At 64.7% G+C, this 13,492-nt stretch carries 11 protein-coding genes; all 11 read right to left on the bottom strand.

Features of this window, described 5'->3' with window-relative positions; all coding sequences use genetic code 11:
- Positions 1-39 precede the first annotated feature (39 nt).
- Positions 40-1,125, bottom strand: a complete 1,086-nt coding sequence (locus tag BN1120_RS16185) for a WD40/YVTN/BNR-like repeat-containing protein (protein ID WP_052455430.1) — start codon at positions 1,123-1,125, stop codon at positions 40-42.
- A gap of 143 nt (positions 1,126-1,268) precedes the next feature.
- Positions 1,269-2,630: a DUF1329 domain-containing protein gene (locus tag BN1120_RS16180; RefSeq protein ID WP_231959455.1), complete on the bottom strand. Its 1,362-nt coding sequence runs from the start codon at positions 2,628-2,630 to the stop codon at positions 1,269-1,271.
- A 26-nt stretch (positions 2,631-2,656) separates the two neighbouring features.
- Entirely contained in the window at positions 2,657-4,588 is a 1,932-nt protein-coding gene (locus tag BN1120_RS16175) for a DUF1302 domain-containing protein (RefSeq protein ID WP_042016955.1), read from the bottom strand.
- A 546-nt stretch (positions 4,589-5,134) separates the two neighbouring features.
- Complete coding sequence (locus BN1120_RS16170; protein WP_039038783.1) at positions 5,135-5,764, bottom strand: CoA transferase subunit B; 630 nt, start codon at positions 5,762-5,764, stop codon at positions 5,135-5,137.
- Between the two features lie 94 nt (positions 5,765-5,858).
- Entirely contained in the window at positions 5,859-6,560 is a 702-nt protein-coding gene (locus tag BN1120_RS16165) for a CoA transferase subunit A (protein ID WP_039038784.1), read from the bottom strand.
- A 201-nt stretch (positions 6,561-6,761) separates the two neighbouring features.
- Positions 6,762-7,781, bottom strand: a complete 1,020-nt coding sequence (locus tag BN1120_RS16160; protein WP_042016954.1) for a YeiH family protein — start codon at positions 7,779-7,781, stop codon at positions 6,762-6,764.
- Complete coding sequence (locus BN1120_RS16155) at positions 7,769-8,749, bottom strand: DsbA family protein (protein WP_111736044.1); 981 nt, start codon at positions 8,747-8,749, stop codon at positions 7,769-7,771. Before BN1120_RS16155 ends, BN1120_RS16160 begins: the two co-directional genes overlap by 13 nt.
- Complete coding sequence (locus BN1120_RS16150; RefSeq protein ID WP_039038786.1) at positions 8,746-10,065, bottom strand: MFS transporter; 1,320 nt, start codon at positions 10,063-10,065, stop codon at positions 8,746-8,748. The genes BN1120_RS16155 and BN1120_RS16150 overlap by 4 nt, the downstream gene beginning before the upstream one ends.
- A 204-nt stretch (positions 10,066-10,269) precedes the next feature.
- On the bottom strand, positions 10,270-11,319 hold the full coding sequence (locus BN1120_RS16145) for a beta-keto acid cleavage family enzyme (RefSeq protein WP_039038787.1): 1,050 nt from the start codon (positions 11,317-11,319) through the stop codon (positions 10,270-10,272).
- 52 nt (positions 11,320-11,371) lie between these two features.
- Positions 11,372-12,220, bottom strand: a complete 849-nt coding sequence (locus BN1120_RS16140) for a TauD/TfdA dioxygenase family protein (RefSeq protein ID WP_042016952.1) — start codon at positions 12,218-12,220, stop codon at positions 11,372-11,374.
- A gap of 74 nt (positions 12,221-12,294) precedes the next feature.
- Positions 12,295-13,275, bottom strand: coding sequence for a quinone oxidoreductase family protein (locus BN1120_RS16135; RefSeq protein ID WP_042016948.1), 981 nt, complete (start codon positions 13,273-13,275; stop codon positions 12,295-12,297).
- Positions 13,276-13,492: the final 217 nt, after the last annotated feature.

The raw sequence follows: 13,492 nt of genomic DNA, 5'->3' as shown, positions 1-13,492 counted from the left end.
ATCCGGTGACGGCCTGATTTGGCAATACTTGTGACCGCCTTAATTCACCGCCAGGGTGCGCACACCGCGGCAGCCCACCAGTGCCAGGGTGCCCTGGGGCGTCAGCAGGGCGCCCGCCACCGGGGATGGCTCGGCCAGGGGTTCCAGAGTCAGCGGCTCGTTGCCCCGTTGTCGCAGCATATGGCCGGCCTGGGTAAAGAGGCGGAACTGGCCATCTGCCCCCTGCATAGCAGTGCTGAGGCTGATGGGCAGCGGACTGGCCAGTCTCGCCCAGTGCTGGCCGCCATCCGTGCTGCGATAGGCATGGCCCCGCAACCCATAGACCAGCAGCTCGCCGGGCCGACCGATGAGGCCGAAGAAGCTGCCGTCATAGGGGCTTGGCAGTGAGACGAAGCGCTGCGTCCCCGGATCCCACTTGCGCAGCAAGCCCTGCTCGCCGGCGAGATAGAGGCTCTCCCCGGCCAGGGCGATGGCATTGAGATGCAGCCCATCCGGGTTGTCGGTGCGATCCTGCATCGGCGTCCAGTGCTGACCGCCATCCTGGGTGCGCAGAATGAGGTTGAACACCCCGACCACGTAGCCAACCCTGTCGTCTTGGAACCAGACGTCGAGCAGGGGCTTGTCGGCCCCCTCCTCCACCAGGCGCTGGCCCTCTTCCACCAACGCGGCCCACTGCTCGTTGTCCGGCTCGGACTGGGCCTTGGCCGAGTAGTATTGCAGCACCAGGTCGCCTATCTGGCGGCCATCCAGCTGTTTCTGCCAGCTGGCGCCACCGTCCTGGCTGTGCAGGATGACCCCGTCCCCCCCCACGGCCCAGCCCTGCTCGGGACTGGGGAAGACGACGGCATTGAGATCCGAGCTCACCGGCACCCTGGCCTGCTGCCAACCCTTGCCTTCGTCGTCGGAGTAGAGGATGTGACCCCGCTGCCCCACCGCCACCAGCCGGCTGCCGGCACGGGCCAGATCCAGCAAGGGGCTCTGCTTGGCCAGCGCGCTCGGCTTGGCCGGCAAGTCCAGCACGTCCACATAGGCCGTCGCCGCCGTGATCGTCTCCGCGCTCTGCGCGGGCCCTGCCATCAGCAGGGCGCCGCACAGCCAGGGCGCCAACTTGTTGAATGAACCCATACCACTTCCTTGTCTTCAAAACCCATCGGATGGTCGCAACAACCCCACCCCGGCCCTCCCCTTGGCGAGGGGAGGGCGCACTTCACTCCTCCCCCTTTCGAAGGGGGGAGGCCGGGAGGGGGGTCAGTGGAGATCATCAACGCTTAGCGGATACCCGCGCCCGCCAGGGACTCCGGCGACCACTTCGCCTTGGACAGCGAATCGCCGTACTTGATGCCGCCATGGGGTCCCACCACGCCGTTGATGTTGTAGGTCCCCGCCACCAGGTCATAGATCATGAAGGGGGTGGCATCCGGGGTCTGCTTGTCGTAGCTCTGGCTCAGGAAGGCGAAGGAGCCGCGATAGAGCTGACCACGGGCGTCGTACTGATCCGAGGCCAGGGCCACCCAGCTGTCTTCGTCCAGATAGAAGCGACGCTTGGCATAGATGTGGCGCTCGCCGGCCTTGAGGTTGCCCTCCACCACCCAGACCCTGTGCTTCTCCCAGCGCACGTGATCCGGCGACAGGAAGTTCGGGGTGGTCAGCGCCCGGGCATCGGGCTCATAGGTCAGCTTGTAGGTGTTGTAGGGAACTATCATCTCCTGCTTGCCCACCAGCTTCCAATCGAAGCGGTCCAGCGCGCCGTTGAAGACGAAGACGTCGTCATAGGTGCCGGCGCCCGAGGTGCCCGGGTTCGGGGTATCGTAGGCCAGGTTCGGTGCCAGCTTGACCCGGCGCTGCCCCGGCAGGTACTGCCAGGCCTTGCGCGGCTGCTCAAGGGGGTTGGCGGCATCGCGCAGCATGATGGCTTCACCGGCACGGCGGGCGGGCCCGGTGTAGTAGAGCTTCATCTGGTAGTAGGTGTCCTTGGCCGCGATGGGCTTCTTCATGTCCTCGTAGATGGCGTAGTTGATGAACGCCTGCCCCGTGGTGGAGAGCGCCGCTACCCCGGCGGAATCGACGTTCCAGGAGTCGTATTTGGTGGCGATGTTCACCCCCTGGTAGCGCAGCAGGAAGTTCCACATCGCCTCGGCGCCGGTCTGCGGGATCGGGAAGGGAATGCCCGGCAGCACCTGATCCACCGCCATGCCCCCTTCCAGGGTCTTGGCGTTCAGGGCGTTCTGCCTGGTGTTGTCCAGCACCGCCTGGGGCAGCGCCACGCTGCGGTGAGTCGGGTAGACATCGACTCTGAAGTCCGGGAAGCGGCTCAGCAACTCGGCGGTGGTGGCGGTCAGCTCACCCTTGTACTTGGCCACGTTCTTGCCGTCGATCACCAGCTGCGGCTTGTCGCCCGCATAAGGATCCGGGCGCATGCTGTCACCGGCCTTGAAGCCGGCGGGCGCCGTGGTCAGGCCGCCGGTATAGGCGGGGATGGAGCCGTCGGCGTTGGCCGCGGCATCGGCGCCGACCTGGGTCAGGCTGGTGCCCAGCTTGCCCGCTTCGCTGGCGGAGACGGCCGCCTGGGCCTGACTGGTGAAGGCCAGGGCGAGGGACAGGGCCAGCATGGTCTGTTTATGTTTCATCATCTTGTTCTCCGACTCGGTCGCTTGACTCAATAAGTGGTCTTGAGGGTCAGGTAGACGGCCCCTCTGTCTTCCGTGGTGGCGCCGCCACCGGAGAAGGAGGAGTAACCGCCGGCATAACAGGTGTTGCGCTGGGTCGCATCCAGGGCGTTGGGGGTGGAGCCATCGGTGGCGCCGTCGTTACAGTCGGCAGACTTGCCGAAGGAGTCCACGTACTTCAGATCGACGAAATACTGGTTGTAGATGGTAGCGCCGAGGCCAAGGGCGTAGTTGCCGGTGTCCTTGGCACCGCCGCCCTGCACGGGAGACACCCCCGCCAGGCCGAGGTTGACCGACAGCGGCATGCTCATGTCCACGCCGGGGAACACCTGATACCAGGTCGGGGTGAAGTTGATCGCCAGGCCCCAGTTGTCGGTGGTCGACTTGTCGAGCCCCTGGTAACTGTCCTCGCCCTTGTAGAGCGCCTTGTTGTGATCGTTGAGGCTCAGCAGGTTGCTGTAGTAGAGCTCGGCCAGCAGGGCGGCACCGTCGAACAGCGGGGTGTCGGCCATGGTCATCAGGCCGTTGAGGGTCCAGTGCAGGGTCTCGCCGGTGGCGCTGTAACCGTCGCTGTCGTCGGTGATCACCCCGGTGCTGTCATTACGGGCAGGCAGTGCGCCGAGCCCCTGTTTCAGCCCGAGTGGACCCGAGGCACTCAGCAGCGCCGGGATGCTGGAGAGGGGCATGTTGTGGCGATAGTTCAGATCGCTGCCCACGCTGACCCCGGCGATGTCCTTGGACAGGCTCAGACCCAGGATGTCGATGTCCTCGCCGTAGGCCAGGGAATAGCTGGTGTTGGCAATCGAGTTACGCAGGTTGGGAATAGCCCCGGCCGGCAGGGGATTCGTCCCGCGGACGCTCAGACCACGGGCGTCCAGTACCGCCTGGGGCAGAATGTCGGCGGTGCGACGGTAGTAGGCCCCCAGGGTGGCATCCAGCGCCTCGGGGGACCACTTGGTCATGAAGCCCCAGTCACCGTGCTTGCCCGGCTCTATGTCTGCGCCGCGGCGAATGTTGCTGAGGGTGCCGTTCGGCCCGGCGAGGCCCGGACCGCCGGTGTGACCCAGCAGGAAGGCGCGGGCACCGTAGCCCACCAGATCGGAGCCACCGTAGAAGGTGCCGGCCTCCGGCAGACGGGCCGCGTCCCAGTCGAAGAAGTACTGGGCGGCGAAGGTCCACTCCGGGTTCAGGGTGAAGGAGGCGGAGATCTGCTTGCGGGGCATGAACAGCTCCTTTGCCTCGGTGCCCGGGGACGCCGCGAGCTTAGCGAGATCCAGGCCAGACTGGCCGTAGCTGATGGAGTGCACCGGGTTGAGCAGGGTCTCGCCCCAGAAGATGTTGTGCTGGCCTATCTTGACGCCGAGCAACGACTCGTCACCTATCTCCATGTTGTGGAACACGAAGGCGTCGAGGATCTCGCCGGAGGGGCCGTTGTAGTAGCGATCGGCATAATCGCTCAGTCCCGGCTGGCCAAACATGGTCGACCTTGCGGGGTTGGCGCCCCAGCCCGGGATGCCGGAGGCATCACCGTTGTTGTTCAAAAAGGGGTTGTCGCTCGCGCCGACGTCGTCATAGGCATAGTCGTACCAGCTCGCCGCACTGATGCGAAAACCGGTGTTGCCCTTGTTCACCACGTCCAGCTCGGTCAACAGATCGAAGCGGGTGGTGACGGTGTCGCCGGCATCCTTGAAGTTGTAGTCCCCATCGTTGCTGTTCGGGGTGGCGAGCATCCGCTCGTCGGCGCTCTCGGTGCGCATGCCGTAGTTGAACTTGCCGGTGTTGTCGAAACGCACGGACCACTCTTCACTGTCCGTGTCGATCTCGACCGCCTGAGCGGTGGGCAGGAGCACGGCCGCAATGGCCGTCGCCAGCAGGCTGAGGCGCAGGGCACCGCAACCATGACTCGTGTGCTTGTAATCCATTACAGTCTCTCCGAGTGTCGTCATCTGTTGTTTGTTGTTTTGTGTCTAGTCGCCGTTTCCGTTGGCTTTATTGTCTGGCTTTATTGTCTGGCTTGTTGCTTGGCTGTTGTGCCAGTGTCGGCGCTTCCCTTGGGGATGAGGGGGCGCTCTGTTTGCCTCCTCCCCTTGCGGGTTCCTCCCCCGGGTGCGCTCTGTGTTGTTGCTACCGACTCTACGGCCAGCCCAACCCCCTTGCTTGCCATTGAACGTCAGCCACTTTTCATTTGATGACAGGGAGTGGCGGCGCCGAACAAGCGGCGCGAAAGGGGTGTCGGACGGCATCCGCGCAGGGATTCTCGGGGCTCAGCCAGGGACCATGGTGAAGGACAGGGGTCCGCCAAGGGGCTGGCGTGTCCAGTGAGTGGGTGGGTGATGGCAGTCTGTTATCGGGGCGAGAGGCAGCAGGCAGAGCATCTGCGCCGTCACGGAGAGCATAAAAGCGGCGGAGCAGGCCCAAGCATCCTCACTCCGCCGTGAAAATGGCCGACGAGTCGGCCCACACGCGATTCAGCGGCAGATGCGGCAGCCGGTGGCGGCCTGCAACTGCTCAAATTCGATGCCGGGGGCCAGCTCCACCAGCTTGAGGCCGCTTGGGGTCACGTCCAGCACGGCGAGATCGCTGATGATGCGATCCACCACCCCGACCCCGGTCAGGGGCAGGTTGCACCACTCCAGTATCTTGTGCTCACCGTTCTTGGCGCAGTGCTCCATCAGCACCACCACCCGCTTGACCCCGGCCACCAGATCCATGGCCCCCCCCATCCCCTTGACCAGCTTGCCGGGGATCATCCAGTTCGCGAGATCCCCGCGTTCCGAGACCTGCATGGCCCCGAGCAGCGCCAGGTTGATGTGGCCACCGCGGATCATGCCGAAGCTCTCGGCGCTGTCGAAGAAGCTGCTGCCGGGCAAGGTGGTGATGGTCTGCTTGCCGGCGTTGATGAGATCGGGATCCAGCTCCTCTTCACTCGGGAAGGGGCCTATGCCGAGCAGGCCGTTCTCGCTCTGCAGCCACACCTCCATGGCATCCGGGATGTAGTTGGCCACCAGGGTCGGCAGGCCGATGCCGAGGTTCACATAGAAGCCGTCCTGCAGCTCCTTGGCGGCGCGCTGCGCCATCTCTTCACGGGTCCAGGCCATGACTTAGCTCCTTACTGCAGGCTGTTGAAAACAGGAAGCCACCACCAGCGCCTGGGTGATGCACAGCGCCCTCTCTTCACGGATCAAAACCATCTTATTTCTTCTCCATGACGGTGCGCACTTCGATGCGTTTCTCGGGATTGGGGTTGTGCACCAGCCGCTGCACATAGATGCCGGGCAGGTGGATCTCGTCCGGGGCCAGCTCCCCCACCTCGACGATCTCCTCCACCTCGGCCACGCAGACCCGGCCCGCCTTGGCGCAGAGCGGGTTGAAGTTGCGCGCCGTCTTGTTGAACATCAGGTTACCCGCCTTGTCGGCCCTGGCGCCCTTGATGATGGCGAGATCCGCGGTGAGGGATCGCTCCATCACGTACCAATCCCCATCGAACTGACGGGTCTCCTTGCCCTCGGCGATCAGGGTCCCGTAACCGGTGCGGGTGAAGAAGGCCGGAATGCCGGCGCCGCCGGCGCGAAGCTTCTCGGCGAGCGTCCCCTGGGGGGTGAACTCCAGCTCCAGCTCCCCTGCGAGATACTGGCGCTCGAACTCCTTGTTGCCCCCCACGTAGGAGGAGATCATCTTCTTGATCTGGCGGCTATGGAGCAGAGGCCCAAGGCCGAACTCGTCCACCCCGCAGTTGTTGCTGATGATGGTGAAGCCGCGTTTGCCGCTCTCCTGCAGCGCCTCGATAAGCTGCTCCGGGATGCCGCACAGGCCGAAGCCCCCCGAGGCGATGGTGATGTCGTCCTGCACCAGATCGCTAAGAGCGGCCTGGGCGCTGGGGTAAACCTTGTTCATAACTACCTCTCTGCTCTCTGGCTAGTCCGTTGGCCACAGGGGCGCGTTCGTTTATTGCGGTTTTTCTGATTGATCTCGTATCGCGATCGTCCGATTACGCCGCTACGCGGCTAATCGAACCTACGCAGTCAATTGAGTTGGTAGGTTCGGGTAGCGAAGCCTATTCGGACGTTCGCGGCATTCATGACATTCCTGATATGCCTAAGGCTTGATGCCCCAATGCATCAGGGTCAGCACCAGGGCGACCAGGAAGGCGGTCTCCCCCACCATCAGCAGGATGGGTTTGATGCCGACCGCCGCCAGCTCCTTGAGCTGGGTCTTCATGCCGATGGCGGCGATGGCGATCACCAGGCACCAGCGCGACAGCTCGTTGACCCCCCCCTGAACCAGGGCGGGCACCCAGCCTGTGCTGTTGATGCAGGCCAGCACCAGGAAGCCGACCGCAAACAGGGGCAACAGGGGCGGCCGCTTGCCGGACGCGGGATCCGCCCCCTGCATCCGGGTGATCATGGCGGCGACCAGGATCACCGGCAGCAGCATGGCGACCCGCATCAGCTTGACCACTGTGGCCACGTCCCCGGTCTCGGTGGACATGCTGTAGCCGGCCCCCACCACCTGGGCGACGTCGTGAATGGTGGCACCGAGAAAGACCCCCGCCTCCACCGGCGTCAACTCGAAGAAGCGAGCGATCATGGGGTAGAGGATCATCGCGAGCGTCGAGAGCACCGACACCCCGATCACCGTGAACAGGGTGGCGCGCTCCTTCTGGGGATGGTTCGGCAGGGAGGCGGCCAGGGCCAGGGCGGCGGAGGCACCACAGATGGCGGTAGCGCCCCCGGTCAGCATGCCGAACAGGCGCTGGAAGCCCATCGCCTTGGCCACCACCACCGACAGGCTGATGGTCACCACCACCAGGGTGACCACCAGCAGCACCGGCATCCAGCCGAGTTCGGCGATCTGGCCGAGGGTGATGCGCATGCCGAGCAGGGCGACCCCGATGCGCAAGACGCTGCGCGCCGTGAACTCGATGCCCGCCTTGCAGCTTCCCTCGCCGCTGAGGAAGTTCAACCCCATGCCGAGCAGCAGGGCGAACAGCAGCACGGGGGCGCCGTAGTGCTCCGACAGGAAGGTGGCGGCGGCCGCCACCGTGATGCTGACCGCCATGCCGGGGGCCAGTATCCGCACCCGCTGGAAGCGATCCGTCATGGTCAGGGTGAGCATGGGATGGCCTCCTGGGACTCGATGACGATGGACAACCCCTCCCCCGCCGGCTCGACCGGGTAGCGGCGCACCCTGAGCTGTGTCGAGTTCAGCAGCAACCCGGTCGTCAGGTTGAAACGCAGACCGTGGGCAAGGCACTGGATCACCTCCCCCTCCAGCCGGCCGCCGCACAGGGACGCCCCCTGGTGGGGACAGCCGTCATCGATGGCATGGAAACGGCCATCGACGTTGAACAGCACCAGGCTCTTGCCCAAGTCCTCGATGAGGACGCGCTGGCCCGGCGCGGGCACCCGCTCGGCCGGCACCAAGACTCGCGCCTGCGCCCGGGTCATCGCCGCGACGGCCTGGTGCAAGCCGGCAAGCAACTGCGCCACGGGCTGGGCACCGCTGAGGACGCGCCCCTTCCCCAGCACGAAGCTCGGCACCCCCTGCCGAGCCGCCTCTGGCTGATCGCAGAAAAAGGGGGTTCCGTCTCCCTGCAGGCTGCCCACCAGATCGGCAGGCGAGAAGCCCACCGCCTCGGCCAGCCCCAGCAAGGTAGCACCATCCCCCAGATCCCCGCCGTGCAGGAAGTGGCAGGCAAACAGCCACTCCAGCAGACTCTCCAACTGTGCCGGCGATCCCAGTTGGCAGGCCCGTTGCCACAGGCGGTGGGCATCGGCCGTGTTCGGCATACGGGGGATCTTGTCAAAGTCCAGCTCAACGCCGACGCTGGCCGCCGCCTGCCGCACCTGAGCCTGGCGCAGGCGCACCCCCTGCTCGCTGCCAAGGCGCCGCAGATAGAAGGCGTGAAAATCCTCCCCCTGCATCGGCAGCGCGGGCAGCAGTTGCACCCCGCGCCAGCTCACATCGACCCGCACCTCGGGCCGCTCCACCCGCAGCTGGGCCAGCGCCTCATCCAGCTGACGCTTGCCGATGAGGCACCAGGGGCAGATGAAATCGAAATAGACCTCGATGCTGAGCCTCATGCCCTCACCTCGCTGCCCTGGGGGCCGGCGACGACCTGGCGGGCGTCCCCTTCAATCTTGGCCACGTCCTTGTGGTAGTGGCGCTTGCCGTAGAAGAAGACCGCAGCCGCCGCGACGCTGATGAGGGGCACCAGCTGGAAGGCGTTGTCCAGCCCGATGTGATCGGACACCTTGCCGGTGATAAAGGGACCGGGGGCCAGCCCCAGCAGGTTGTTGGCAAGGGTCAGGGTCGCAAACGCCGTACCGTGCACGCTGGCGTGGGTGAGATTGGCCACCATGGCGCCGGCGGGGCCCGAGGTGCCGGTGGCGATGAACATCCCCAGACCGATCAGCACCAGCTGGGGGAAGCCGGCCGGCAGGGCAAACGCCAGGGAGAGCAGGAGACAGCTGCCGAGGCAATAGGCGATGGCGAGGCTTATCTTGCGATCCGGCCGGTTGCGGCACAGCCGATCGCTCAGCATGCCGCACAGGATCATGCCGGCACCGCTGCACAGCACTATGATGGCGGCCATGAGTCCCGCCTTGTCCGTGTCCAGCCCGTAGTAGCGGTTGAAATAGCTCGGCATCCAGACGATGACGGTGCCGCCGACGAACAGCTGCAGGCCGCTGCCCACGTAGGCCGAGATCACCGAGCGGCTGGAATAGAGGCTGCGCAGGGGGTTGCGGCCCGCCTTGCTGCCCTGGGCCGCCCGGCTGGCCTGGGAGATCCGCGCCTCCTTGACGATGAGGGGATAGATGGCCGCCAGCACCAGACCGAACAGGGCCATGCCGGCGAAGGCCCAGCGCCAGCCGAGGAGATGCGCCAGCACGCCCCCGCAGGCCATGCCGAGCACAGAGCCGAACATGCCGCCGGAGATGAAGGCGCCGGAGAGGGTGGCCCGCATCTCCCGCGGGAACACCGAGACCACCACGGCGATGCCGACACTGCCGTAGGCGGCCTCCCCCACTCCCACCAGGAAGCGGGCGATGAACATCTGCTCGTAGTTCTGTGCCAGGGCGCAGCCCAGGGTCGCCAGGCTCCAGAGCGCGGCCATCATGGCCAGGCTCTTGACCCGGCCGAACCGGTCCGCCAGCAGGGAGAGCGGGAAGGTGAGCAAGCCGACCATGAGCGCGACTATGCCGCTGAGCAGGCCGAGCTGGGTGTCGGAGAGTGCCCACTCCCCCTTGAGCATGGGGAAGACGGCGTTGAGCACCTGGCGCGACATGTAATCGGAGATGAGCAGACCGAAGGTCAGCGCAAACACTATCCAGGCATAACGACGGGGCACGGCAACCTTGCCGGCCTCGGGGTCGTCATCGATATGAAACGTAGCCATACATTCCCTCGCGCTACTGCAAATTGGGTTGGGTATTCGGTCAACCAGCCGGTGGAAAGGCCCCCGGCCAGACAATATTGACTCATCACTCAGTTGCCCTGCGTGCTGCATAGTGCAAGGACAACCGGCGTTTGGCAAACAGGTTCTTAGGGCGCTTGGCTTGGGGCCTTGCGCCCTGACACGCAGATCTGCGTGGGTATTACATCACTTCTTCAGGAAGCCCTGCTGACCGCCCTTTGGATTCGGAGCGAAGCCGTTGGCTGCAAGGGTTTCTTCAACCGTCTCATAGAAAACACCGATTTTGAGGATCTCGCGGGCTTCCTTACCGTTGGCAACTGGACGGCCGATCTCTTTGGCAAGGCGCACCAACTGTTCGATCTGCTCGACGGAGGTCATCTTACGCGAACGGTCCTGGGTCCAGAGGTTATCCTCAATACCGCAGCGCACGTGCAGGCCCATCGCCATGCCCATCAGGTTGATTGGCAGGGTGTTGAGCATGGAACTTTCCACCGTCAGCATGGTGCCGTCAGGAATGGCGCGCAGGAAGTTGGCCATGCTGTAGATATGCGGCTGGTCCATGCCACCGCCAATCGCCACCCAGTTGCATACCAGCGGACCCTTGTAGACACCGCGGCGGATCAGCCGCTCCACCGACTCGTAGCTGTTGATGTTGTAAAACTGGAAGGCACTCTGGATGCCGGCGGCACTCAGACGCTTGACGTGCTCCTCGATGAAGCCAGGGCCGGAAGGCACGATCATCTCGCGGTAGGCTTCGTAGGTATCGGTCCCCATGGAGGTGCCGGCGTAGTCACGCTTATCCATCTGCTCGACCACGTTCATCTGCGTGGTGTTGACGGTCACAGTGACTTGGTCGGGTTTGGGCTCGAGTTCGGCGAGCATGTGCCGAGTGTCGTCATGCAGCCACTTGGCGGCCGCGCCATCTTCTGGCGGCGCGAAGGAGATAGAGCCGCCGACCTGGATGATCATGTCCGGCACGGCCTTGCGCACACCAGCGATCAGTTCGTTGAACATCGACAGGCGCTTGGAGCCCTTGCCGTCCAGTTCACGCACGTGCAGGTGCAGTACGGCGGCGCCCGCTTCGTAGCAGTCGACCGCTTTCTGGATCTGCTCTTCCATGGTCACCGGGATGTCTTCCGGATAGTCAGAAGGGAACCATTCAGGGCCATACGGGGCTACGGTAATAACCAACTTGTCCTGATTTTCAGGGAAGAGAGAACCGTCAAGGAAGTTCATGTCTATTGCCTCAAGTTATTGAAAATTAGCGGTATCACTGGGATGTTACGACTCAGTAAGGCGTGTCGCCCATGATCCCGGCCCGCTCCATCTTGCGATGGCAGGGGGCGTAATCCATGGCGGCGTAGTGCTGGGTGCTGCGGTTGTCCCAGATGGCCACGCTGCCCGGTTGCCAGCGCCAGCGCACCTGGAACTCGGGGATATAGGCCTGGCTGATGAGGTAGCGCAGCAGATCGCTGCCACCCATGGTGTAGTCCTGGCCGACACGGACATTCGCCGGGGTGTGGTAGTTGGTGAAGTGGGTCGCGAAGGCGTTGACGAACAGGATCTTCTCGTCGGTCTCCGGGTGGGTGCGCACCACGGGGTGCTCGGCGTCCGGGAACATGGCCTTCAGGGCGAGCCGCTTCTCCATCGGCATGGCCGCCCCGAAGCTCGCCTCTATGCTGTGGCGGGCGCGCAGGCCGGCGATCTTCTGTTTGATCTCCTCGGGCAGCGCGGCGTAGACCGCCGCCATGTTTGCCCAGAGGGTGTCGCCCCCCACCGGCGGGCACTCCACGCAGCGCAGCACGCAGCCCATGGGCGGTTGCTCGCGCCAGGTGGCATCGGTGTGCCAGGCGTTCTCGTAGCGATCGTTGGGCACATCCGGCGACTTGTAGATGCGCACCAGACCGGGGTGATCCGGATCGCTGCCCGCCACCGGGTGATCCTCCAGCTCGCCGAAGCGGCGGGCGAAGGTCACGTGATCGCTGCGGCTCATCTCCTGATTGCGCAGGAACAGTACCTTGTGCCTGAGCAGTTGGGCGCGGATCTCGGTGAACAGCCCTGCGTCGTGGGCCGCATCCGCCAGCTGGACGCCGCTCAGTTCGGCGCCGATATGGCAGGTCAGTTGTTCTACACGCATGTCTCTCTCCCTGAATGACAAGTCGGTGCGCTCAGGCGCCGCCATCGAGTGCGGGCTGGCCTGAGATCCTTGGCCTAGATGATGAAAACGGAGGAGCCCGTGGTCTGGCGCGACTCCAGATCCCGGTGGGCCTGCGCCGCGTCCTGCAGCTCGTACTTCTGGTTGACCTCGATCTTGATCCGCCCGCTGGCCACGTGATCGAACAGCTCGCCGGCCAGGGCCTCCTTCTCGGCCGGGTCGGCGATGTAGTCCGCCAGGGCCGGTCGGGTCAGATAGAGGGAACCCTTCATGGCCAGCAACTGGGGGTTGAAGCCGTCGATGGGGCCGGAGGCGGTGCCGACGCAGACCATGAGGCCGCGGCGTTTGAGGGAATCAAGCGAGCCCAGGAAGGTGTTCTTGCCGACGCTGTCAAACACCACGTCAACCCCGGCGCCGCCGGTCAGGGCGCGCACCCGGGTCGCCACATCTTCCCGGCTGTAGTCGATGGTGAAGTCGCAGCCGTGGGCACGGGCCAGCTCGGCCTTGGCGCCGCTCGAGACGGTGCCTATCACCGTCAGCCCCAGCAGCTTGGCCCACTGGGCGACGATGAGGCCGACCCCGCCCGCCGCGGCGTGCAGCAAGATGCTGTCACCGGGCTTGAAGGCGTGGATGCGGCGCATCAGGTAGGCGGAGGTGAGGCCGCGCATGGTCATGGCGGCGGCGGTCTCGCAGGAGATGCTGTCCGGCAGGCGAATGAGCGGCGCGGCCGGGATCAGGCGCTCGGTCGAGTAAGCGCCGAGTGTATTGATGAAACCGGTGTAGGTGACGCGATCGCCGACGTCGACGTTGGTGACGCCCTCGCCCACCGCCTCCACCACCCCGGCCGCCTCGACGCCGAGGCCATTGGGCATGGGGATGGGGTAGGTGCCGTTGCGGAAATAGGTGTCGGCATAGTTGAGGCCGACCGCGGCGTGGCGCAGGCGGACCTGGCCAGGCCCGGGCTCGCCCACCGCCACTTGTTCGTAGCGCAAGACCTCGGGGCCCCCGGTTTCATAAAAGCGAATGGCGTTGGCCATGGCGGTTCTCCAGATTCATTCGTGGGTGAAAACATCGTCCAGAGTGAATCTAGGGATTAACGTAAACGTCCGCTTTGCATCGGGCGACAGCCACTTTTCATCTCATGACACCCCCCTTCGAATCCGTTGCCCCCCCTCGGGGAAGAGGCCAGAATCGGCCCTGTTCCCCCATGACGGCGAGGTGACAGTGGCCGGGCATGAATCAAATTGGGAAGCT

Source organism: Aeromonas caviae (assembly GCF_000819785.1).
In the GTDB taxonomy this organism is placed as follows: domain Bacteria; phylum Pseudomonadota; class Gammaproteobacteria; order Enterobacterales; family Aeromonadaceae; genus Aeromonas; species Aeromonas caviae.
The sequence above is the reverse complement of the archived record's forward strand: the minus strand, read 5'-3'. Positions and strand labels throughout refer to the sequence as shown.

Bases quoted from the DNA above. Each gene is read 5' to 3' on its own strand.
- BN1120_RS16185 (WP_052455430.1), bottom strand. From the start codon at position 1,125: ATGGGTTCATTCAACAAGTTGGCGCCCTGGCTGTGCGGCGCCCTGCTG.
- BN1120_RS16180 (WP_231959455.1), bottom strand. From the start codon at position 2,630: ATGATGAAACATAAACAGACCATGCTGGCCCTGTCCCTCGCCCTGGCC.
- BN1120_RS16175 (WP_042016955.1), bottom strand. From the start codon at position 4,588: ATGGATTACAAGCACACGAGTCATGGTTGCGGTGCCCTGCGCCTCAGC.
- BN1120_RS16170 (WP_039038783.1), bottom strand. From the start codon at position 5,764: ATGGCCTGGACCCGTGAAGAGATGGCGCAGCGCGCCGCCAAGGAGCTG.
- BN1120_RS16165 (WP_039038784.1), bottom strand. From the start codon at position 6,560: ATGAACAAGGTTTACCCCAGCGCCCAGGCCGCTCTTAGCGATCTGGTG.
- BN1120_RS16160 (WP_042016954.1), bottom strand. From the start codon at position 7,781: ATGCTCACCCTGACCATGACGGATCGCTTCCAGCGGGTGCGGATACTG.
- BN1120_RS16155 (WP_111736044.1), bottom strand. From the start codon at position 8,749: ATGAGGCTCAGCATCGAGGTCTATTTCGATTTCATCTGCCCCTGGTGC.
- BN1120_RS16150 (WP_039038786.1), bottom strand. From the start codon at position 10,065: ATGGCTACGTTTCATATCGATGACGACCCCGAGGCCGGCAAGGTTGCC.
- BN1120_RS16145 (WP_039038787.1), bottom strand. From the start codon at position 11,319: ATGAACTTCCTTGACGGTTCTCTCTTCCCTGAAAATCAGGACAAGTTG.
- BN1120_RS16140 (WP_042016952.1), bottom strand. From the start codon at position 12,220: ATGCGTGTAGAACAACTGACCTGCCATATCGGCGCCGAACTGAGCGGC.
- BN1120_RS16135 (WP_042016948.1), bottom strand. From the start codon at position 13,275: ATGGCCAACGCCATTCGCTTTTATGAAACCGGGGGCCCCGAGGTCTTG.